The sequence below is a fragment of the Achromobacter colocynthidis genome (assembly GCF_057334535.1).
The window spans coordinates 437809-458161 of the sequence record NZ_JBHFIZ010000039.1; the positions used below are offsets into that span (position 1 = coordinate 437809).

Annotated in this window: 17 protein-coding genes and 1 tRNA gene; 11 read left to right on the top strand and 7 right to left on the bottom strand. The window is 65.9% G+C overall.

Annotated elements, in window-relative coordinates:
- The first annotated feature begins 106 nt into the window (after positions 1 to 106).
- From fdnG to ACE04A_RS28425, 7 genes are all read left to right on the top strand, one after another.
- On the top strand, positions 107 to 3175 hold the full coding sequence (gene fdnG, locus ACE04A_RS28395; protein WP_448716942.1) for a formate dehydrogenase-N subunit alpha: 3069 nt from the start codon (positions 107 to 109) through the stop codon (positions 3173 to 3175).
- Positions 3176 to 3185: 10 nt separating this feature from the next.
- The gene (fdxH, locus tag ACE04A_RS28400) at positions 3186 to 4085 is read left to right on the top strand and encodes a formate dehydrogenase subunit beta (protein ID WP_485820754.1); all 900 of its coding nucleotides are present in this window, start codon (positions 3186 to 3188) and stop codon (positions 4083 to 4085) included.
- Positions 4078 to 4710, top strand: a complete 633-nt coding sequence (locus ACE04A_RS28405; RefSeq protein ID WP_485820755.1) for a formate dehydrogenase subunit gamma — start codon at positions 4078 to 4080, stop codon at positions 4708 to 4710. The genes fdxH and ACE04A_RS28405 overlap by 8 nt, the downstream gene beginning before the upstream one ends.
- Positions 4711 to 4812: 102 nt before the next feature.
- Positions 4813 to 5745, top strand: coding sequence for a formate dehydrogenase accessory protein FdhE (fdhE, locus tag ACE04A_RS28410; protein WP_259252803.1), 933 nt, complete (start codon positions 4813 to 4815; stop codon positions 5743 to 5745).
- Between the two features lies 1 nt (position 5746).
- Entirely contained in the window at positions 5747 to 7177 is a 1431-nt protein-coding gene (gene selA, locus ACE04A_RS28415) for an L-seryl-tRNA(Sec) selenium transferase (protein WP_448716946.1), read from the top strand.
- The gene (gene selB / locus ACE04A_RS28420) at positions 7174 to 9144 is read left to right on the top strand and encodes a selenocysteine-specific translation elongation factor (RefSeq protein WP_485820756.1); all 1971 of its coding nucleotides are present in this window, start codon (positions 7174 to 7176) and stop codon (positions 9142 to 9144) included. The genes selA and selB overlap by 4 nt, the downstream gene beginning before the upstream one ends.
- A 36-nt stretch (positions 9145 to 9180) precedes the next feature.
- Positions 9181 to 9276 (top strand) — tRNA-Sec (locus tag ACE04A_RS28425).
- Between the two features lie 39 nt (positions 9277 to 9315).
- On the opposite strand, the gene ACE04A_RS28430 is transcribed toward ACE04A_RS28425, so the two are convergent.
- Complete coding sequence (locus ACE04A_RS28430; protein ID WP_448716949.1) at positions 9316 to 10419, bottom strand: transglutaminase-like domain-containing protein; 1104 nt, start codon at positions 10417 to 10419, stop codon at positions 9316 to 9318.
- Positions 10420 to 10585: 166 nt separating this feature from the next.
- Here ACE04A_RS28430 and selD point away from each other — a divergent pair, with 166 nt between their 5' ends.
- Positions 10586 to 11647 (top strand): selenide, water dikinase SelD, encoded by a 1062-nt coding sequence (gene selD / locus ACE04A_RS28435; RefSeq protein ID WP_448716950.1) that lies wholly within the window; start codon positions 10586 to 10588, stop codon positions 11645 to 11647.
- 59 nt (positions 11648 to 11706) lie between these two features.
- Here selD and ACE04A_RS28440 read toward each other — a convergent pair whose 3' ends face one another.
- Positions 11707 to 12624 carry a LysR substrate-binding domain-containing protein gene (locus tag ACE04A_RS28440; RefSeq protein WP_100853389.1) on the bottom strand — a complete coding sequence of 306 codons (918 nt, stop codon included), beginning with the start codon at positions 12622 to 12624 and terminating at the stop codon, positions 11707 to 11709.
- Between the two features lie 140 nt (positions 12625 to 12764).
- Between ACE04A_RS28440 and ACE04A_RS28445 the strand changes: the two genes are divergently transcribed.
- Positions 12765 to 13019 carry a DUF2917 domain-containing protein gene (locus tag ACE04A_RS28445; RefSeq protein WP_279993723.1) on the top strand — a complete coding sequence of 85 codons (255 nt, stop codon included), beginning with the start codon at positions 12765 to 12767 and terminating at the stop codon, positions 13017 to 13019.
- Entirely contained in the window at positions 13016 to 13636 is a 621-nt protein-coding gene (locus ACE04A_RS28450; protein WP_259252809.1) for a 2-hydroxychromene-2-carboxylate isomerase, read from the top strand. Before ACE04A_RS28445 ends, ACE04A_RS28450 begins: the two co-directional genes overlap by 4 nt.
- Before the next feature lie 16 nt (positions 13637 to 13652).
- Here the strand turns inward: ACE04A_RS28450 and ACE04A_RS28455 are convergent, their stop codons facing one another.
- Complete coding sequence (locus ACE04A_RS28455) at positions 13653 to 14030, bottom strand: DUF779 domain-containing protein (RefSeq protein WP_039882642.1); 378 nt, start codon at positions 14028 to 14030, stop codon at positions 13653 to 13655.
- A 103-nt stretch (positions 14031 to 14133) separates the two neighbouring features.
- Entirely contained in the window at positions 14134 to 15663 is a 1530-nt protein-coding gene (adh, locus tag ACE04A_RS28460; protein WP_259252810.1) for an aldehyde dehydrogenase, read from the bottom strand.
- A gap of 229 nt (positions 15664 to 15892) precedes the next feature.
- Between adh and ACE04A_RS28465 the strand changes: the two genes are divergently transcribed.
- The gene (locus ACE04A_RS28465; RefSeq protein ID WP_485820757.1) at positions 15893 to 17863 is read left to right on the top strand and encodes a sigma-54-dependent Fis family transcriptional regulator; all 1971 of its coding nucleotides are present in this window, start codon (positions 15893 to 15895) and stop codon (positions 17861 to 17863) included.
- Positions 17864 to 17926: 63 nt separating this feature from the next.
- Here the strand turns inward: ACE04A_RS28465 and trpC are convergent, their stop codons facing one another.
- Genes trpC through ACE04A_RS28480 form a run of 3 tightly spaced genes read right to left on the bottom strand, consistent with a single transcriptional unit; the run spans position 17927 to position 20327 of the window.
- Positions 17927 to 18715, bottom strand: coding sequence for an indole-3-glycerol phosphate synthase TrpC (gene trpC / locus ACE04A_RS28470; RefSeq protein WP_100853384.1), 789 nt, complete (start codon positions 18713 to 18715; stop codon positions 17927 to 17929).
- Positions 18712 to 19743 carry an anthranilate phosphoribosyltransferase gene (gene trpD, locus ACE04A_RS28475; protein WP_050446795.1) on the bottom strand — a complete coding sequence of 344 codons (1032 nt, stop codon included), beginning with the start codon at positions 19741 to 19743 and terminating at the stop codon, positions 18712 to 18714. Before trpD ends, trpC begins: the two co-directional genes overlap by 4 nt.
- A 17-nt stretch (positions 19744 to 19760) precedes the next feature.
- Entirely contained in the window at positions 19761 to 20327 is a 567-nt protein-coding gene (locus ACE04A_RS28480; protein ID WP_448716953.1) for an aminodeoxychorismate/anthranilate synthase component II, read from the bottom strand.
- Between the last annotated feature and the right edge of the window lie 26 nt (positions 20328 to 20353).

A 20353-nucleotide genomic window follows, 5' to 3' on the forward strand; every position in this document is an offset into this window, starting at 1 on the left:
GCGTCCCCCTTAGGCATATACTTTTGCAATGTCCTTCAAGGCTGTGGGGCTTTTCCGCTTCGGGCGAGCCATCAGCCTTGTTCATTCACCAGGAGAGGAGTGCTTCATGGTAAACATGAATCGCCGCCAGTTCTTCAAGGTGACGGGTGCAACCCTGGCAGGCTCCAGCCTGGCATTGCTGGGGGTAGCCCCCGGCACGGCCATGGCTGAGGTCCGTCAGTACAAACTTGCGCGCATGACTGAAACGCGCAACACCTGTCCCTACTGTTCGGTCGCCTGTGGCTTGCTGATGTACGGTCTGGGCGATGGGTCCAAGAACGCGCGCGCCAGCATCATGCACATTGAGGGCGACCCTGATCACCCCGTCAACCGCGGCACGCTCTGTCCGAAGGGTGCGGCGTTGATCGACTTCATCCACAGCCCCAACCGCCTGAAGTACCCGGAATACCGGGCCCCCGGGTCGGACAAATGGCAGCGGATGTCCTGGGACGAAGCACTCACCCGCATCACCAAACTCATGAAAGCCGACCGCGACGCGAACTTCGTCGAGAAGACCGCGGACGGCAAAACGGTAAACCGGTGGCTGACCACCGGCATGCTGGCCGCCTCGGCAAGTAGCAACGAGGTGGGCTACGTCACGCACAAGACCGTGCGCAGCATGGGGATGTTGGCATTCGATAATCAAGCACGTGTCTGACACGGCCCGACGGTGGCAGGTCTTGCCCCGACGTTTGGCCGTGGAGCGATGACGAACCATTGGGTCGACATCAAGAACGCGGACGTAGTGTTGATCATGGGCGGCAATGCCGCCGAGGCCCACCCGTGCGGGTTCAAGTGGGTAACCGAAGCCAAGGCCCATAACAAGGCGAAGCTGATCGTTGTGGATCCGCGCTTCACGCGCTCGGCATCCGTGGCGGATTTCTACGCGCCCATACGCACCGGCACCGACATCATCTTCCTGGGTGGCGTCATCAAGTACCTGTTGGATAACGACAAGATCCAGCACGAGTACGTGCGCAACTACACCGACTTTTCCTTCATCGTGCGCGAGGATTTTGCGTTCGAGGCGGGCCTGTATTCGGGCTACAACGCCGACAAGCGCACCTACGACAAGGCAAGCTGGGACTACGAGCGCGGCGACGACGGCTACGTCAAGACGGACCCCACGCTGGCGCATCCGCGCACCGTCTACCAGCTGATGAAGAAGCACTATTCGCGCTACACCGAAGACATGGTCGAGCGCGTGTGCGGCACGCCGAAAGACAAGTTCCTGAAGGTGTGCGAGATGCTGGCGTCCACCGCCAGCCCCAACCGCGCGGCCACTGTGCTGTACGCGCTGGGCTGGACGCAGCATTCCATCGGTTCGCAGATCATCCGAACCGGCGCCATGGTGCAACTGCTGCTGGGCAACATCGGCATCGCCGGCGGCGGCATGAACGCGCTGCGTGGGCACTCGAACATTCAAGGCCTGACCGACCTGGGCCTGATGTCGAACCTGCTGCCGGGCTACATGACGCTGCCCAACGAACCCGAGCAGGACTACGCCAAGTACATCGAGACCCGTACGTTAAAGCCGCTGCGTCCCAACCAGCTCAGCTACTGGCAGAACTACAACAAGTTCCACGTCAGCCTGATGAAGGCCTGGTGGGGCAACGCCGCCACGGCCGAAAACAACTGGGCCTTCGACTACCTGCCCAAGCTGGACAAGCTCTACGACATGCTGCAAGTCTACGAGCTCATGGTCCAGGGCAAGATGAACGGCTACATCGCGCAGGGCTTCAACCCGCTGGCGGCCGCGCCCAACAAGTCCAAGATGAACGACGGCTTCGCCAAGCTGAAGTACCTGGTCATCATGGACCCGCTCGTCACCGAGACCTCGGAATTCTGGCGTAACGCGGGCGAGCTCAACGATGTGGACCCATCCAAGATCCAGACCGAGGTCTTCCGCCTGCCCACCACCTGTTTTGCCGAGGAAGACGGCGCGCTGGTGAACTCCGGGCGCTGGTTGCAGTGGCACTGGAAGGGCGCCGAGCCCCCCGGCGAAGCCAAGAGCGATATCGAAATCATGTCGCTCATCTTCACGCGCCTGCGCAAGCTCTACCAGGACGAAGGCGGCAAGTATCCGGACCCCATCGTCAACCTGTCCTGGCCCTACGCCAACCCGCAGAACCCCACCGCCGAAGAGTTGGCCAAGGAATATTCCGGCCGCGCGCTGGTTGACCTGGTCGACCCCAAGGACCCCACCAAGGTCACCCGCAAGGGCGGCGAGCAATTGGCGGGCTTTGCGGAACTGCGCGACGACGGCTCCACGGCCAGCGGCTGTTGGATCTTTGCCGGCGCCTGGGGCCCCGGCGGCAACCTGATGGCGCGGCGCGACAATAGCGACCCGACCGGCATCGGGCAGACCCTGAACTGGGCTTGGTCATGGCCGGCCAACCGCCGCATCCTGTACAACCGTGCGTCTTGCGATGTGACGGGCAAGCCGTTCGACCCCAGCCGCAGGCTGATCAGCTGGAACGGCAAGGCCTGGACGGGTGTCGACATTCCCGACTTCAAGGGTGACGAAAACCCGGCAGGCGGCATGGGCCCGTTCATCATGAACCCGGAGGGCGTGGCGCGCTTCTTCGCGCGGGCGGGCATGGCCGAAGGGCCGTTCCCCGAGCACTACGAACCCTTCGAGACGCCACTGGGCTACAACCCGCTGTACCCGAAGGCCAAGGGCGTGACCAGCAACCCGGCCGCGCGCGTCTTCAAGGACGACCTGGCCGCGATGGGCACGGTGGAAAACTTCCCCTATGTGGCCACCACTTACCGCCTGACCGAGCACTTCCACTACTGGACCAAGAACGTCCGCATCAACGCGATTCTCCAGCCGGAGCAATTCGTGGAGATCGGCGACGCGCTGGCCAAGGAACTGGGCATTGCCAACGGGTCGCGGGTGAAAGTGACGTCCAACCGTGGCTACATCAAGGCCGTGGCGCTGGTCACCAAGCGCTTGCGCGCCCTGACCATCGAGGGCAAGACCGTGCATCACGTGGGCATTCCCATCCACTGGGGCTTTGTGGGCCTGGCCAAACCCGGCTTCCTCGCCAACACCCTGACGCCATTCGTGGGCGACGGCAATTCCCAGACACCGGAATTCAAGTCGTTCCTGGTCAAGGTCGAGAAGGTTTAGGAGAACCGACATGTCCATGCAATCCCTAGACATCAAGCGGCGCTCCGCGACCACCACGCCGCCGCCCGGCATTCGCGAGCCCGTCACGGGTTCGGTGGCCAAGCTGATCGACGTGTCCAAGTGCATCGGGTGCAAGGCCTGCCAAAGCGCCTGTATGGAATGGAACGATCTGCGCGACGAGATCGGCACCAACGTCGGCGTCTACGACAACCCGGCCGACCTGACCGAGCATTCCTGGACCGTCATGCGCTTCTCGGAATACGAGAACCCCGCAGGCGACCTGGAATGGCTGATCCGCAAAGACGGCTGCATGCACTGCGAGGACCCGGGCTGCCTGAAAGCCTGCCCCTCGCCGGGCGCCATCATCCAATACACCAACGGCATCGTGGATTTCCACGAGGAAAACTGCATTGGCTGCGGCTACTGCATCACCGGCTGCCCGTTCAACGTGCCGCGCATCGCCAAGAAAGACAACAAGGCGTACAAGTGCACCTTGTGTTCCGCCCGCGTGGCGGTCGGCCAGGAGCCGGCCTGCGTCAAGGCCTGTCCCACCGGCGCCATCGTCTTCGGCACCAAGGAAGACATGAAGCAGCATGCCGAAGAGCGCATCGTGGATTTGAAGTCGCGCGGCTTCGATCAGGCCGGGCTGTACGACCCGCAAGGCGTGGGCGGCACCCACGTCATGTATGTGCTGCATCACGCCGACCAGCCCGGGCTGTATCACGGCCTGCCCAAGGACCCACACATCAGCCCCATGGTCTCGCTGTGGAAGGGTCTGGCTAAACCGGTGGGCCTGGCAATGATGGCCCTGACCGCCCTGGCGGGCTTCTTCCACTACGCCCGCGTGGGCCGCAACGAGGTGTCGGAAGAAGACGAACGCCGCGCCGAAGAGGAGATGCGTCATGACTGAAGACCACCATCACCGCCGCATCAAGCGTTATTCGCCCGGCGAGCGCACCAACCACTGGATCATCGCCTTCACGTTCATCCTGTTGGCGCTGTCCGGCCTGGCCTTGTTTCACCCGTCCATGTACTGGCTTAGCAACCTGTTCGGCGGCGGCCCCTGGACGCGCATTCTCCACCCCATCATCGGGGTGGTGATGTTCGTTTGCTTCGTTGTGTTCGCCGGCCACATGTGGCGGCAGAACATGATGACCAAGGCTGACCGCCAATGGCTTCGGCAACTGAACGACGTGGTTGAAAACCGCGAAGAGAAACTGCCCGAAGTCGGCAAGTACAACGCCGGCCAGAAGCTGTTGTTCTATGTGCTGGTGCTGTGCATGCTGGGCTTGTTCGCCAGCGGCATCGTGATCTGGCGCGAGTATTTCGCGTTCTATTTCCCGATCTGGGTGGTTCGGATCGCGTCGGTGGTGCACGCGGTCAGCGCGCTGGTGATGATCTGCGCGATCATCGTGCACATCTATGCGGGTATCTGGGGGAAGGGCGCGCTGACGGCGATGCTGCGCGGTCACGTGACGGCCGGATGGGCCTGGAAGCATCACCGCGCCTGGTTCCGCGAGCAAGTCAAAAAATAGGGTTCGCCCGCCCCACCCGGGGGCTTGCCCCCGGGTAGCCAACGGCTGCTATCCTTCTTTGCACGAAGGCTGGCAGCCGTGTTTGTTTTCTTGGAGACGCAATTGCAGCGAATTCTTCCGCGCGGTGAGATCGAAGCGCTAGACCACAATGTCATTCCCCGCGTCAGCCTGCCTGAACGCGGGTCGGTTTTTTCGACGCGCGCGGCGCGCCTGCGGCAACTGGCCTCAGACAGCCCGGTGGCGGATTACCTGCTCTTGATGGCGCAACTGGTCGACGCCCAACACCGTGCCTTGCAGGACTGCGCCGCGCCCGGCGCATCCGAAGACCGGCTGGCGCTGGCGCAAGCGCATGGCATGCCACCGTTGCAGGCCGTGGGCTGGCCGCGCGACCCGCTGTGGCGCGGCATCCTGGCGCGGCTGGTCGACGACGTGGCGCGCGGCCAGGGCGTGCCGGCCGAAGCCATTGAGGTCTGTACCGCGTTGCGCCGCGCGGTGGATGAAGACCCCGAATCGTTGGAAGACCTGGCCGAAGCCGTGTTGTCTGAACAGGATCAGGGCGTGGACGGCGCCGCCGCGCCCTTCGTGATGGCGGCCTTGCAGGTCTACTGGACCGATCTGGCCAGCCGCTTCGACGCCAAGCAATTGCCGGTGGTCAGCCCCTTTGGCGTGTGCCCCGTCTGCGCCAGCCTGCCGGTGGCCAGCGTGGTGCGCGTGGGCGGCCAATTCGAAGGCTACCGCTACCTGTGTTGCAGCCTGTGCGCCACGCAGTGGCACATGGTGCGCGTCAAGTGCACGCACTGTGAAGACGTGGAATCCGTCGCCTATCAGGCTATCGACGGCCGCTCGCCGGCCATCAAGGCCGAAACCTGCGACCACTGCCACACCTACCGCAAGATCTTCTATCAAGACAAAGACCTGTACGTTGAGCCCGTGGCCGATGACCTGGCCAGCTTGATGCTGGATGTGCTGGTGGGCGAGGCCGGCTATTCGCGCGCCAGCGGAAACCCCCTGTTGTGGCATGGCAACGAGGAATAGCATGGCCCAGCAACCGTCTGGCGGTGACGTGGCCGCCGCCTCGGATATTCCTCCGCTGGATCGTCTGCTGAACGCCGATGCCCTGCGCGGCGCCCTCGATACGCACGGCCGCACGCAAGTGGTGGCGGCGTTGCGGCGCGACCTGGACGCCTTGCGCCAACGCGCGCTGGCGGGCGACCTGATGCGCCCGGAACTGGAAGCCGGGGCCGTAGCGGCCCGCGTGACGGCGGCGTTAAACAAGGCCGCCCAGCCGCGCCTGCGCGCTGTCTACAACCTGACCGGCACCGTGCTGCACACCAACCTGGGCCGCGCCCTGCTGCCCGACGAAGCGGTGGCCTCGGTGATGCGCGCGCTGACCACGCCGGCCAATCTGGAATTCGACCTGGACACGGGCGGGCGCGGCGACCGCGACGATCTCATCGACGAGCTGCTATGCGAACTGACCGGCGCCGAAGCCGCCACCGTCGTCAACAACAATGCCGCCGCCGTGCTGCTGATGCTGAACGCACTGGCTGACCGGCGCGAGGTCGTGGTGTCGCGCGGTGAACTCGTCGAGATCGGCGGCGCGTTCCGCATTCCCGACATCATGAAGCGCGCGGGCGCCAAGCTGGTTGAAGTGGGCACCACCAACCGCACCCACGCCGCCGACTACGACGGCGCCATCGGCCCGCGCACCGCGATGCTGATGAAAGTGCATTGCAGCAACTACGCCGTCACCGGCTTCACCAAAAGCGTCGACCTGGCCGAAGTGGCGGCGCTGGCGCATGCCAAGGGCCTGCCCGCCACGGTCGACCTGGGCAGCGGCACGCTGGTGGACCTGACGCAGTTCGGCCTGCCGCGCGAAGACACGGTGCGCGACACCATCGCGGCGGGCGCGGACCTGGTCACCTTCAGCGGCGACAAGCTGCTGGGCGGGCCGCAAGCGGGCCTGCTGGTGGGCCGCGCCGACCTGATCCGCAAGATCAAGAAGAACCCGCTCAAGCGCGCATTGCGTGTGGGCAAGCTGACGCTGGCGGCGCTGGAACCCGTGCTGAACCTGTACCGCGCGCCGGAATTCCTGGCGCAGCGCCTGACCACTTTGCGCTTGCTGACCCGGCCGCAGCGCGACATTCAGCCGCAGGCCGAACGGCTGCGCGCCGTGCTGGCGCATGCGGTGGGCGCGAACTACGCGGTCGAGGCGGTGCCCATGTTCAGCCAGATCGGCAGCGGCGCCTTGCCCGTGGACCAATTGCCCAGCTTCGGCCTGGCGGCGCGTTATACCGGCAGCGGCCGGCCGGGCCGGCATCTGGACAAGCTGGAAGCGCAACTGCGCGGCTTGCCCACGCCCGTCATCGGCCGGATTGCCGACGACGCCTTGTGGCTGGACCTGCGCTGCCTGGAAGCGCGCGACGAAGCCGCCTTTGTCGAGCAACTGGCGGAGCCGCTGGCATGATCATCGGCACCGCGGGCCATATCGACCACGGCAAGACCACGCTGGTGCGCGCCCTGACCGGGGTCGACACCGACCGGCTCAAGGAAGAGAAGGCGCGCGGCATCTCCATCGAACTCGGCTATGCCTACACGCCACTTGCCAACGGCGACGTGCTGGGCTTTATCGATGTGCCCGGCCATGAAAAGCTGGTGCACACGATGGCGGCCGGCGCCAGCGGCATCGACTTCGGCCTGCTGGTGGTGGCGGCGGACGACGGCGTCATGCCGCAAACGCGCGAGCACCTGGCCATCCTGACGCTGTTGGGCGTGGCCCAGGGCGCGGTGGCGCTGACGAAGGCCGACCGCGCCGACGCCGCGCGGCTGGCGGCCGTGCGCGCCGATATCGCCGAGCTCACGGCCGGCACGTTCCTGGATGGCGCACCCGTATACGCCGTCTGCGCGGCGCAAGCCGAGGATGCCGGCACGGCGGATCTCAAGCATTACCTGCACGCGCAGGCAGAACATTTGCAGCGGCGGGGCAGCGATGGCCTGTTCCGGCTGGCGGTCGACCGCGTCTTCACGCTGGCGGGCCACGGCACGGTGGTGACGGGCACGGCGCATTCGGGTCAGGCGCGCGCGGGCGACGACAGCGCCGACCTGCGCGTGATGCCGGCCGGCACGCGCGTGCGGGTCCGCAGCATCCACGCGCAAAACCAGCCCAGCGACACCGGCACGGCCGGCCAGCGCTGCGCCTTGAACCTGGCGGGTATCGACAAGCAGGCTATTTCACGCGGTGATTGGATCGCGGATGCGCGTTGCTTCCTGCCGTCGCGTCATGTCGATGTTGCGCTGACCCTGCTGCCGTCGGCCGACGCGCCCTTGCGTGCCTGGGCGCCCTTGCACGTGCACATCGGCGCCGCGCGCCAGGTGGCGCACGTGGTGCCGCTGAGCGCGGAGACGCTGGCGCCGGGGCAATCGGGCTGGGTGCAACTGGTGTTCGACGAGCCGGTGTGCGCCATGCCCGGCGACCGCTTCATTGTGCGCAACGCGCAGGCCACCCGCACGGTGGGTGGCGGCCGCGTGCTGGACCCCAACGCACCGGACCGCAAGCGCCGCGCGGCGGCGCGCATGCAGGGCTTGCAGGCGCTGTGCGACATGCTGGACGGCGGCGGGCTGCCCCCGGTGTTGGCGCATGCGCCATTGGGTTTGGACGAAGGGGCCTTGCAACGCCTGACCGGCAAGCCTGTGCAAGACATCGAAGCGCCGCATGGCGCCTTGTGGATCGAGTCGCGCCACGCGCAAGGCCCGCGCACGCTGATCGGGTCAGCTCATTGGGATGCGCTGCGCGGCCGCGTGGAGCAGGCGCTGGCGAGCTTTCATCAGAGTGCGCCGGACGAACCCGGCCCGGATAGCGCGCGCCTGCGCCGCATGGCCATGCCGGTGGGTTCGGATGCCTTGTGGACGGCGGTGCTGGACCACCTGCAACGCGATGGTCGGGTGGCGCGCAACGGCCCCTGGCTGCATCTGCCTTCGCACACGGCCACGCTGGCCGACGAGGAAAGCGCGCTGGCGCAGCGCTTGTTGCCGCTGCTGGATGCCGGCGCATTCGATCCGCCCTGGGTGCGGGACCTGGCGCGCATGCAAGGCGAACCTGAAGAGCGTGTGCGGCAACTGATGCGCAAGCTGCTGCGGCGCGGAGAGGTCGCGCAGGTGGTGAAGGACCTGTTCTATCACCGTGACCAGGTGCGCGTACTGGCGCGCCTGGCCGCCGAGTTGGCCGCCCAGCCCCCGGGCCTGAACGCGGCGGTGTTCCGCGACCGCACGGGGCTGGGGCGCAAGCGCGCCATCCAGATCCTGGAATTCTTCGACCGCGTCGGCTATACCCGGCGCGTGCGGGACACGCACCTCCTGCGCGGTGAAAGCGCGTATGCGGGGATGCAAGGGCCGATGCAAAACCCGATGCAAGACTCCAGGCAAGAGGCGACGTAAAACTCGCCGCAGCCGGTATCATAGGCAGTCCGCCACGGAAGGCATCCGTGCCCGGCGGCACGGCTGGGCTTCAAACCCAGTTGGGGGCGTCAGACGTTCCCAGGTAGGTTCGACTCCTGCTGCCTTCCGCCATCTCCTTTCTTTCTGACCCAGGCGGCGTGTCTTGCCGTCTCAGACGGACACGGGTTTCGCGCTGATCCGATACCGGAAGCCGTCCGCGTCCAGGCTGTCGAGGCGTCCCGCGCTGGTTTCGCCGTTGGGATACATCAGGAACGGCACGGGGTCGTGGGCCGAGCCCGGCAGCACGACGTCGTGGCCGTGGTTGTACGCCACCCAGTTCATTTCCCAGGCGCCAAACAGCATGACACGCGCCGCGCGCACCTTGGCATTGGTCAAGGGTAGTTCTCCGGGCGGTTCTTCCAGCATCACCTTGCGCACATCAGCCGGGTCGACCGGCACCCAGCCATAGCCGGCGGCATAGAACTCGGCGCGGCAGTGCTGCGCTTTGGTGACGTCGCCTGCCTTGCCCAAGCTCTTGTAGCCCAGCTCGGAATTGGCCACGCGCACGCCGTAGGCATCGCGCGCGGGAATGCCCGAGGCGCGCGCCAACGCCACGAACAGGGCGTTGATGTCGGCGCACTTGCCGTTCAAGTCGTTGGCGCTAAGCATGTAATGCACGTCGCCCACGCCGCAGCCGGGCGTTGATGCGGTGCGGCAGGTATTTTCAACGACCCATTCGTAGATGGCGCGGGCGCGCGCCACGTCGCCCTGGTGGCCGCGTGTGATCTGGTCGGCGGTGGCCTTGACGATGCCGTCGGTGGGCAGCAGCGCCGTAGGCTTCACGAATTCGCGCAGTACCGCCGGGTCTTCAAGCACGGCGTTGGCGGGGGGCGGTTGCGTCAGGTCGACGCGGCGGTTGCGGGTCTGGAAGCGGCTGGTCACCGTCACGCCGCGCGGCGCCTGGGCATCCGGCCATTGCACGGCCAGCATCTGCACGTCGTAGCCGGGGGCTTGCGTCAACTGCGCGGTGCCGCCGCCGCTGACGTTCCAGGTGGTCGTCACCCCGCGCTGGTAGTCCGTGTCGGTGGCGTAGGGCACCGGAATCCAGATGCGCGTGTGTGCGGCGGAATCCGCAACGCTGATGTCGGTAGTGAGTTCAAAGCCACGCCAACCCACGGTGACGGGCGCTTGCTGCGCGCGCAGCACCTGTGGCAAGGCGGTGGTGGTGGCGGCGCACAATGCGCCAGATAAACGGAGAAAGTGTCGGCGATCCATAGAGCCCTCACGCACGGTGAAGATTGGCTGTCGGTGCGCCCGGGGCCGGGCGGCCGTCCGTTGCTGCTGAAGTCGAGCATACTGCGGCAATGCCTGCCGCCGAAACATCATAGGGCCAACGGCGGGCGCGGTGCTATCCTTTTTTGATTGATCCCCGGAGACTGAAATGACCCAGGAAGTAGCGTCCGCGGCAGTGCCGCGTTTGACTTCGCTGTCGCACGGCGGCGGCTGTGGCTGCAAGATCGCGCCGGGCGTGCTGTCCGAATTGCTCAAGCGTTTCGGCCCCGCCGCAAGCTATCCCAACCTGATGGTCGGCACCGAGACCGCCGACGACGCGGCGGTCTACCGGCTCAATGACGAGCAGGCGCTTATCGCCACCACTGATTTCTTCATGCCCATCGTGGACGACCCGCATGACTTCGGCCGCATCGCGGCCACCAATGCGCTATCGGACGTGTATGCCATGGGCGGCACGCCGATCATGGCGCTGGCCATCGTGGGCATGCCCATCAACGTGCTGCCGCACAGCGTCATTGCCGAGATCTTGCGCGGCGGCGAATCGGTCTGCGCGGAAGCGGGCATTCCGGTGGCGGGCGGGCACAGCATTGATTCGGTCGAGCCCATCTACGGCCTGGCGGTGATGGGGCTGGTGCACCCCAGCCGCGTCAAGCGTAACGCCGACGCGCGCGCGGGCGATGTGCTGATCTTGGGCAAGGCGCTGGGCGTGGGCATCTTGTCGGCCGCGCTGAAAAAGAACCGCCTGGACGACGCCGGCTACCGCGTCATGATCGATACGACCACTCGGCTGAACCGGCCCGGCGCCGCCTTGGCGGCAATGGACGGCGTGCATGCGGTCACCGATGTCACCGGCTTTGGCCTGGCGGGCCACGCGCTGGAGATGGCGCGCGGCGCGAATCTGACGGCGCGGCTGCGCCTGGACGCGCTGCCGTGGCTGCCTGGAGTGGAAGCCTTTGCGGCGGACGGCGTGATTACCGGCGCATCCGGCCGCAACTGGGCGTCTTATGGCGAATCCGTGCGGCTGGGCGCCAACGTGAGCGACACGCAACGCGCCTTGCTGACCGATCCGCAAACCTCCGGCGGGCTGCTGGTGTCGTGCGCGCCGGAAGCGGCCGATGCGGTGCTGGCGCTGTTTCACAGCCAGGGGTTCGGCGACGCCACGGTGATCGGTGAAATGGTCGAAGGCGACGCGCGCGTGCAGGTCGGCTGATCAGGTCGGCCGACCGAGCGCGGGCCGCATCGCGCAGGCCCGCGTTGCCCCGCGTTACCTCAAGCCCGCAGATCTTGCGCGGTACTCGCGGCCTGCTCGATCAACCATTGGGCCACCACATCCGCATCCGGCGTGCTGCGGCGGGTATTGCGCACCAGCCAATAGGCAAGTTCGGTGGCGCGGGCGGGCTGGTCGCCTACCGCCTGTAGCCGGCCGTCGGCCAGCATGGGCGCAATCAATGCCAGCCTGCCTAGCGCAATGCCATGGCCGGCCAGCGCCGCCAGCACAATCTGGTCGTATTGGTTAAAGCGCAGCATGCCGCGCGCGCGCGTGCGGCCCAGGCCACGCGCGCTCAGCCATTCCGACCATTGCAGCCACGGCCGGGTCGGGTCATCGAATTCCAGCAAGACATGGCGTTGCAGCGCGCGCGCATCCAGCTCGCGCACATTGAGCAAGGGGTGGGCCACCGGCACCACCGTTTCGCCGAACAGCCACGCGGCGGCGTCCGGCACCTTGTCGCGTTCGCTGTAGCGAATGGCGATGTCCACGCTTTCACGGTCGATGTCGATCAGGCGGTTGTCGGCCGCCACGCGCACGTCGATATGCGGATGCGCCGCCTGAAAATCCCCCAGGCGCGGCAGCAGCCACAACGAGGCCACGCCGATGGTGGTGGTGACGGTGACCGGCGTGCGCCGCTCGGGCGCGCGCAATTGTTCGGTCAGGTCACCCAATTGGCTGAGCCACACGTCGGCCATGCGAAACAGTTGCGCACCTTCGGACGTGAACGACACGCTGCGGAATCCGCGCACCAGCAGGGGCACGCCCAGGTGTTCTTCCAGCGCGCGAATCTGGCGGCTGACGGCGGATTGCGTCACGTGCAGATCCTGCGCGGCCAAGGTGATGCTCATGCGCCGGCCCACGGCGACAAAGCCTCGGACCAGGTCCAGCGGAGGAAGCTTGGCTAGCGGATATGGCATTCGTGAAACTCATGCGTGTTGGACGGAAAAGTCGCTTGAGCAATAGTACGCCGCCAGCGTCCAATGGGAACCATGCGACAGGCGGAGGGGATATCCCTGACGTCCCACGTGATCGCCGCCGACGCGGCCAGGGGGTTGCCATGATCCAGTTACGCTGCACCACGGGAATGTCATTCCGTTTGGATGGCGGCTCGACTATGCTGCTCAAGCGCGCCTCGGGCGTCCGCATCGTGTGCCGTGCCGGCACGGTGTGGATTTCCGAGTACCGCCGCTTGGATGACAGCGTGCTGCAAGCCGGCGACTCCCTTACCGTCGACAGCGATCGCGATGTCGTGCTCAGCGGCCTGCCGAATGCGCAGGTCGCGCTACTTTCCTTGTCGGAGCCCCCAGAATGACCGCGCCTTTGCCCGATGGCCCTCGCATGCAGATGTGGTTCGACTTTGCCAGCCCGTACAGTTATCTGGCGATCGAACGCATAGACTCCCTGGCGCAAGACGCGGGCGTGCGGGTGGACCTGCGCCCCTTCCTGCTGGGGCCGATTTTCCAGGCGCAGGGCTGGAATGATTCGCCGTTCCGGCTGTTTCCGGGCAAGGGCGCGTACATGATGCGCGACATCGCGCGGCTGGCTGACAAGTACGGCGTGGTCTACAAGCGCCCGCGCCTGTTTCCGCGCATGAGCGTGCTGCCGGCCCGCATCGCGCTGCTGGGCCAGGACGAGCCCTGGTGCCGGGATTTCTGCGTGACGGTGTTTCGCGCCAACTTCCAGCATGACGAGGACATTCAGTCCGAAGACGTGGTGCACGGTTTGCTGAACGGCCTGTCGCTGGACGCCGATGCGCTGATCGCACGCGCCAAGTCCGAAGCCGCCAAGGAAGCGTTGCGCCGCCAGGTGGACCGGGCGCGCGATCTGGGCCTGTTCGGCGCACCCACGTTTTTTGTGGGCGATGAAATGTTCTGGGGTAATGATCGGCTGGAAGACGCGCTGGACTGGGCGCGTCGCGGTCAGGCCTGATCCACAGCCTAGCGCGCTATCCCTTCGTCACGGGCGCCACGCGCGCCCATTCGTCGTCCGAATACAGCCGCGAGCGCAGCAGAAAGCGCTTGCCTTCCGCGCTGTCCAGCGAGAACGCGCCGCCGCGCCCGGGCACGGCATCGATGATGAGCTGGGTGTGCTCCCAGTACGCGAACTGGTCTTCGCCCATGTAGAACGGGCAGCCCTCAAGCTGGCCCAGCAACACGTCCGACCCGCCCACCATGAATTCGCCTTGCGCATAGCACATGGGGGAACTGCCATCGCAGCACCCGCCCGATTGGTGGAACATCAGCGGGCCGTGTTTGGCTCGCAGCGTGTCGATCAACTCGCGCGCCGCATCGGTGGCAACCACGCGCGGGGTGGGTTCATCCATGGTGTTTTCCTTGTCGCTTGTCTTGTGGATTCCTTGCGGCATCACCTACGGCTAATACGCGCACCGGACCCGATGGCCCGGTGCGCGTGTCGCGGCGTGATGCTTAGAAGAAACCCAGCTTCTTCGGCGAATAGCTCACCAGCAGGTTCTTCGTCTGCTGGTAGTGGTTGAGCATCATCTTGTGATTTTCCCGCCCGATGCCCGACTGCTTGTATCCACCAAACGCCGCATGCGCCGGGTAGGCGTGATAGCAGTTGGTCCACACGCGGCCGGCCTTGATGGCGCGCCCCATCCGGTAGCAGGTGTTGGCGTCGCGCGACCACACGCCCGCGCCCAGCCCATAGAGTGTGTCGTTGGCCAGCGCCAGCGCGTCGTCGGCATCCTTGAAGGTTGTCACCGCGACGACCGGGCCGAAGATCTCTTCCTGGAAGACGCGCATCTTGTTGTGGCCCTTGAAGACCGTGGGCTGCACGTAGTAGCCCCCTTCCAGCGCGCCCTGCATCTGCGCCCGCGAGCCGCCCGCCAGCACGTCGGCGCCTTCCTGCTTGCCGATATCCAGGTACGACAGAATCTTCTCCAACTGCTCGGTGGACGCCTGCGCGCCCAGCATGGTGTCGCCGTCCAGGGGGTTGCCTTGCTTGATCTCGGCCACGCGCTTCAAGGCGCGTTCCATGAACTTGTCGTAGAGCGATTCCTGGATCAGCGCGCGGCTGGGGCAGGTGCACACTTCGCCCTGGTTCAGCGCAAACATCACGAAGCCTTCCACGGCCTTGTCCAGGAAGTCGTCGTCTTGCGCCGCCACGTCGGCAAAGAAAATGTTGGGCGACTTGCCGCCCAGTTCCAGCGTGACGGGAATGATGTTCTGCGAGGCGTACTGCATGATCAGCCGGCCGGTGGTGGTTTCCCCGGTGAAGGCGATCTTGGCGATGCGCTTGCTGGAGGCCAGCGGCTTGCCGGCTTCAAGGCCAAAGCCCGTCACCACGTTCAGCACGCCCGGGGGCAGGATGTCGCCAATCAGTTCCATCAGCAGCAGGATGCCCAGCGGCGTTTGCTCGGCGGGTTTGAGCACCACGCAGTTGCCGGCCGCCAGCGCGGGCGCGAGCTTCCACGCCGCCATCAAGATGGGGAAGTTCCACGGAATGATCTGTCCCACCACGCCCAGCGGTTCGTTGAAGTGGTAGGCCACCGTGTCGCTATCGATTTCCGACAACCCGCCTTCCTGGCTGCGGATGCACGAGGCGAAGTAGCGAAAGTGGTCGATGGCCAGCGGGATGTCGGCGGCGCGGGCTTCGCGTATCGGCTTGCCGTTGTCCCAGGTTTCGGCGGTGGCCAGGCGTTCCAGGTTGGCTTCCATGACGTCGGCAATCTGCATCAGCATGCGCGCGCGTTCGGCGGCCGGGGTCGAACCCCATTTCGGCGCGGCGCGGTGCGCGGCGTCTAGCGCCAGTTCGATGTCGCGGTCCTTCGAGCGCGCGTTGCGCGTCAACACCTGGCCGGTCACCGGGGTCACGTTGTCGAAGTATTCGCCATCGGCCGGTTTCTGCCATTTGCCGTCGATGAAGTTGTCGTACTGCGTCTTGAGGTCCAGGCGCGTGCCGTACGTGTCCGGGGTGATGCGGGTCGCGATGTCCATGCTTGTCTCCGATATTGTTGGGATTGCGGCAGTGGGCTGCCTGCTTCCTATCAAGCAAGGAGCATGCCAACCTTGGGGCTTCCCCGCTGGACAGTCCGGGCCCCAGCGTGCGAAAGTTGATTTCGGCGCGCCCCGACGGGCGTGCAAGATTTTTGCCCTTTCAAGATGACGTTTTTTGCGACGTTGTCGCGGAACAGGTGTCGCAGAACACCCGTCCAAGGAGACATGCATGGCCAGTCAATCCCGTCAGCACGCGCTGACGCAAGCGCGCCTGCTGTTCAACCAGCAGGGGGCGGTGCCCGGCGGCATCGTTGCTGAACCCATTCTGCGATCCTGGCGGCGTTGCGCCGACCTGGGCTTTGACATGCGTGGCGTGCGCCGCGCCGAACTCATGACGCAGGGCGAACTGCGCGAAGCCCAGCAGCGCAACGAAGCGCTGCGCCGCCTGTCCGAACCCGCCATGTCCTACCTGCGCCGCCAGGCCGGCGGCAATGGCAACCTGGTGATCTTGTCCGACGCGCAAGGGTTGGTGCTGGACAGCGATGGCGACACCGGATTCGCCAGCCGCGCGTCCCGCGTGGCGCTGATGCCCGGCGCGCCCTGGGACGAGGCCGCCGCCGGCACCAATGCCATCGGCACCGCGCTGGTCGAAGGCCGGCCCATCGCCGTGCATGGCGCGGAACACTACTTTGAACCCAATCGCATCCTGACCTGCGCGGCCGTACCCATCACTGACAGTGAAGGGCGCATGCTGGGGGTGCTGGACCTGTCCAGCCAGGCGCGCGACGTTCGCCCGGATGTGCTGGCCCTGGTGCGCGCGGCCGTGGATGTGATCGAGCATCGGCTGTTTGAAGAAGCCTACGAGCATTACGCCGTGTTGCGTCTGCATGCCGATTCGTCCGGCCTGGGCGCGCCGGGTGAAGGCTTGCTGGCGTTTCAGGGGGATGTGTTGATTGGCGCGAATCGCCGCGCCTTGCAGGCCTTGGGCCTGGCCGCGACCGCCCTGGGCGTGTACCGCTACGCCGATGTGTTCGACGGCGAGCTGGAACGCTGCCCCGACGCGGCCGGCCGCGTGCAGGCGCGCGCGGGCACAAGCTACCACGCCCGCTTGCGCTTGCCGCGCTCGCGCCCGCCGCGCCCGGTGGCGCCCGCCTTGCCGCTCAGCGAGTCGCCCACCGACACCAAGCGCCCCGTGGCGCCCAGCTTTGACGCCGCCACACTGGGCGCGTTGGCGCGTGCCGTGCATCTGTCGGACGCGGGCGTGTCGATTTTGCTGCAAGGCGAAACCGGCGTGGGCAAGGAAGTGTTTGCCCGCGAATTGCATGCGCGCGGCAAGCGCGCGGCGGGGCCGTTCGTGGCGGTCAATTGCGCGGCGCTGCCCGAAAGCCTGATCGAATCCGAACTGTTTGGCTACGAGGATGGCGCCTTTACCGGCGCGCGCCGCCAGGGCAGCAAGGGCTTGCTGCGCCAGGCGCACGGCGGGGTGCTGTTCCTGGATGAAATCGGCGATATGCCGCTGCTGCTGCAATCACGTTTGCTGCGCGTGCTGCAAACGCGTGAAGTGTCGCCGCTGGGCGCGGCGCGGCCGGTGCCGGTGGATTTTGCGCTGGTGTGCGCCACCCATCGCCCGCTGGCCCATGAGGGGGCGGATGCGCCGGTGCGCCCGGACCTGTACTTCCGCATCGCCGAATACACGGTCACGCTGGAACCGCTGCGCGCCCGCGCCGACCGTCTGGAATTGCTGCGGGGGCTATGGGCGGCGCAGGGACCCGGGCCGATGCTGCCGCCGCACATCGAAGCGCTGTTGGCAGCGTATTCCTGGCCGGGCAACTACCGCCAGTTGGCGGCGGTGCTGCGCAACATGCATGTGTTGGCGGGGCCGTCGGGCGTGGTGGATGCCGACATGTTGCCGGCCGAGTTATTGCAGGCCAAGGGGCTGCCGCGTGATGTGCTGCCCACTGGTTTGTTGGCAACCGATGTGCAGCCCGCCATGGACGCGCGTCACGCCACCGACGTGGCGGCGGCCGCTGCTGACAGCGGCATGGAAGATCTGCAATCGATCACGGACACGGCGATCCGCGACGCGCTGGCCGCGCACGGCGGCAATGTCAGCCGCGCGGCGCGAGCCTTGGGTGTGCACCGCAGCACCGTGTACAGGCGCGCGGGCGGGCTGGGTTTGCCGCGATCGCCAAGCCGCTGACCTCTCGGCCCTTGACCTCGCGGCCGCTGACCTCGCGGCCCCGGCCCACCACCCGTTGATGCTTCAGTGCATCAGGCGGGCGAGTTCCGTGCCCGGGTCCTTGGCGCGCATGAAGGCTTCGCCAACCAGGAAGGCATTGACCTGGTGGTCGCGCATGAGCTTGACGTCTTCCGGCTTCAGGATGCCGCTTTCCGTGACGACGCGCTTGCCCGCCGGAATGTTGGGCAGCAGGTCCAGTGTGTTCTTCAGGCTGGTTTCGAAGGTGCGCAGGTTGCGGTTGTTGATGCCCAGGAGCGGCGTCTTCATCGTCAGCGCCACGTCCAGTTCGCGGGCGTCGTGCACTTCCACCAGAACATCCATGCCCAGTTCCATCGCCAGCGTTTCGTAGTCGCGCAGTTGCGACGGCGTCAGGGCGGCCACGATCAGCAGCACGCAGTCGGCGCCCATCGCGCGCGCGGCGATGATCTGGTAGGAGTCGATCACGAAGTCCTTGCGCAGCACGGGCAGCGAGCAGGCCGCGCGTGCCTGGCGCAGGTGGTCGTGCGAACCCTGGAAGAACTGCACGTCGGTCAGCACCGACAGGCAGGCCGCGCCATGCACGGCATAGGACGACGCAATTTCCGCGGGGGCGAAGGTCTCGCGCAGCACGCCCTTGGAGGGCGATGCTTTCTTGATTTCAGCGATGACGCCGGCCTTGCCTTGCGAGATCTTGTCTTCGATGGCTTGCGCGAAGCCGCGCACGTCCTGGCGAGCCTGCGCTTCGCGCAGGACTTCGGCTTCGCTGCGCATCTGGCGAGCGGCGGCGACTTCCTCGACCTTGACGGCGAGGATCTTCGCGAGAATATCGTTCATTTCTGGAATTTCCGGGTATATGCGCAGAATTCTTCCAGCTTGGCTCGCGCCGCGCCGGTGGCGATCAGTTCAAATGCTAGCGCTAAGGCTTCGGGAATGGAATCGGCTTTATTGCCGGCGTAGATGGCAAGTCCTGCATTCAGGGCGACGATGTCGCGGGCCGTGCCCTCGACATTTTCCAGCGCCTCGATGACAAGTTCGCGTGACTGCTCGCGATTGGACACCTTGATGGACCGGTTGGACATCATGGATAGCCCGTAGTCTTCGGGGTGGATTTCATATTCCCGTATTTGACCATCTTTCAGCTCGCCCACCAGCGTGGCCCCGCCCAGCGACGCTTCGTCCATGCCGTCCTTGCCATGCACCACCAGCACATGGCGCGAGCCCAGCCGTTCCAGCACGCGCACCTGGATGCCGACCAGGTCAGGGTGGAACACGCCCATCAACTGGTTGGCGGCGCCGGCCGGATTGGTCAGCGGGCCAAGAATATTGAAGATGGTGCGCACGGCCAATTCCTTGCGCACGGCGGCCACGTTCTTCATGGCGCCGTGATGCGCGGGCGCGAACATGAAGCCGATGCCCGTGGCCTGGATGCACTCGGCCACTTCGTCGGGCGTCAGCACCAGGTTGGCGCCCAGCGCTTCCAGCACGTCGGCGCTGCCGCTGGACGACGAGGCGCTGCGGTTGCCGTGCTTGGCGATCGGCACGCCAGCCGCCGCCGCCACGAACATGGCGGTGGTCGAGATGTTGAAGGTGTGGCTGCCGTCGCCGCCCGTGCCGCACATGTCCAGCAGGTCTTGCGGGTTGGGCGTGACGACCGGCGTGGCGAACTCGCGCATGACCTGGGCGGCGGCGGTGATCTCGCCAATGGTTTCCTTCTTGACGCGCAGGCCCATCAAGAGCGCGCTGGCGATTTGCGGCGACATCTCGCCGCGCATCAGCATGCGCATCAGATGCAGCATTTCGTCGTGGAAAATTTCGCGGTGTTCAATGCAGCGCGTCAGGGCTTCGGTGGGGGAAATAGTCACGGTGCGTCCTTCTTGTCTTAGGCGAGGTTCAGGAAATTGCGCAGCAGGGCATGGCCGTGTTCGCTGAGCACGGACTCGGGGTGAAACTGTACTCCGTACAGCGGCAGGGTCTTGTGGCGCACGCCCATGATGTCGCCGTCCGGCGCCGTCGCCGTTACCGCCAGGCAGTCGGGCAGGGTGGCGGGGTCGATGGTCAGCGAGTTGTAACGGATCACGGTGTACGGCGTGGGCAGGTCCGTGAAGATGTCGGTGCCGGTATGGGAAATTTGCACTGTCTTGCCGTGCATGATCTGCTGGGCGCGCACGATGTCGCCGCCGTAGGCCGCGCCAATGGCCTGGTGGCCCAGGCACACGCCCAGAATCGGCTTCTTGCCGGCAAACGCCTGGATGGCGGCCACCGAAATGCCGGCTTCAGAAGGCGAGCACGGGCCGGGCGATACGCAGATGCGGTCCGGGTTCAGCGCGGTGATCTCTTGCAGCGTGATCTGGTCATTGCGCGCCACGCGCACGTCTTCGCCGAGTTCGCCGAAGTACTGGACCAGGTTGTAGGTAAACGAATCGTAGTTATCAATCATCAACAGCATTTTTTTCTCCGGGCGGGCCGGGCGGG

What these genes read in the sequence shown, in the direction of transcription:
- fdxH (WP_485820754.1), top strand. Translation starts at nt 3,186, where the DNA reads ATGTCCATGCAATCCCTAGACATCAAGCGGCGCTCCGCGACCACCACG.
- ACE04A_RS28405 (WP_485820755.1), top strand. Translation starts at nt 4,078, where the DNA reads ATGACTGAAGACCACCATCACCGCCGCATCAAGCGTTATTCGCCCGGC.
- selA (WP_448716946.1), top strand. Translation starts at nt 5,747, where the DNA reads ATGGCCCAGCAACCGTCTGGCGGTGACGTGGCCGCCGCCTCGGATATT.
- selB (WP_485820756.1), top strand. Translation starts at nt 7,174, where the DNA reads ATGATCATCGGCACCGCGGGCCATATCGACCACGGCAAGACCACGCTG.
- ACE04A_RS28430 (WP_448716949.1), bottom strand. Translation starts at nt 10,419, where the DNA reads ATGGATCGCCGACACTTTCTCCGTTTATCTGGCGCATTGTGCGCCGCC.
- selD (WP_448716950.1), top strand. Translation starts at nt 10,586, where the DNA reads ATGACCCAGGAAGTAGCGTCCGCGGCAGTGCCGCGTTTGACTTCGCTG.
- ACE04A_RS28440 (WP_100853389.1), bottom strand. Translation starts at nt 12,624, where the DNA reads ATGCCATATCCGCTAGCCAAGCTTCCTCCGCTGGACCTGGTCCGAGGC.
- ACE04A_RS28445 (WP_279993723.1), top strand. Translation starts at nt 12,765, where the DNA reads ATGATCCAGTTACGCTGCACCACGGGAATGTCATTCCGTTTGGATGGC.
- ACE04A_RS28450 (WP_259252809.1), top strand. Translation starts at nt 13,016, where the DNA reads ATGACCGCGCCTTTGCCCGATGGCCCTCGCATGCAGATGTGGTTCGAC.
- ACE04A_RS28455 (WP_039882642.1), bottom strand. Translation starts at nt 14,030, where the DNA reads ATGGATGAACCCACCCCGCGCGTGGTTGCCACCGATGCGGCGCGCGAG.
- adh (WP_259252810.1), bottom strand. Translation starts at nt 15,663, where the DNA reads ATGGACATCGCGACCCGCATCACCCCGGACACGTACGGCACGCGCCTG.
- ACE04A_RS28465 (WP_485820757.1), top strand. Translation starts at nt 15,893, where the DNA reads ATGGCCAGTCAATCCCGTCAGCACGCGCTGACGCAAGCGCGCCTGCTG.
- trpC (WP_100853384.1), bottom strand. Translation starts at nt 18,715, where the DNA reads ATGAACGATATTCTCGCGAAGATCCTCGCCGTCAAGGTCGAGGAAGTC.
- ACE04A_RS28480 (WP_448716953.1), bottom strand. Translation starts at nt 20,327, where the DNA reads ATGCTGTTGATGATTGATAACTACGATTCGTTTACCTACAACCTGGTC.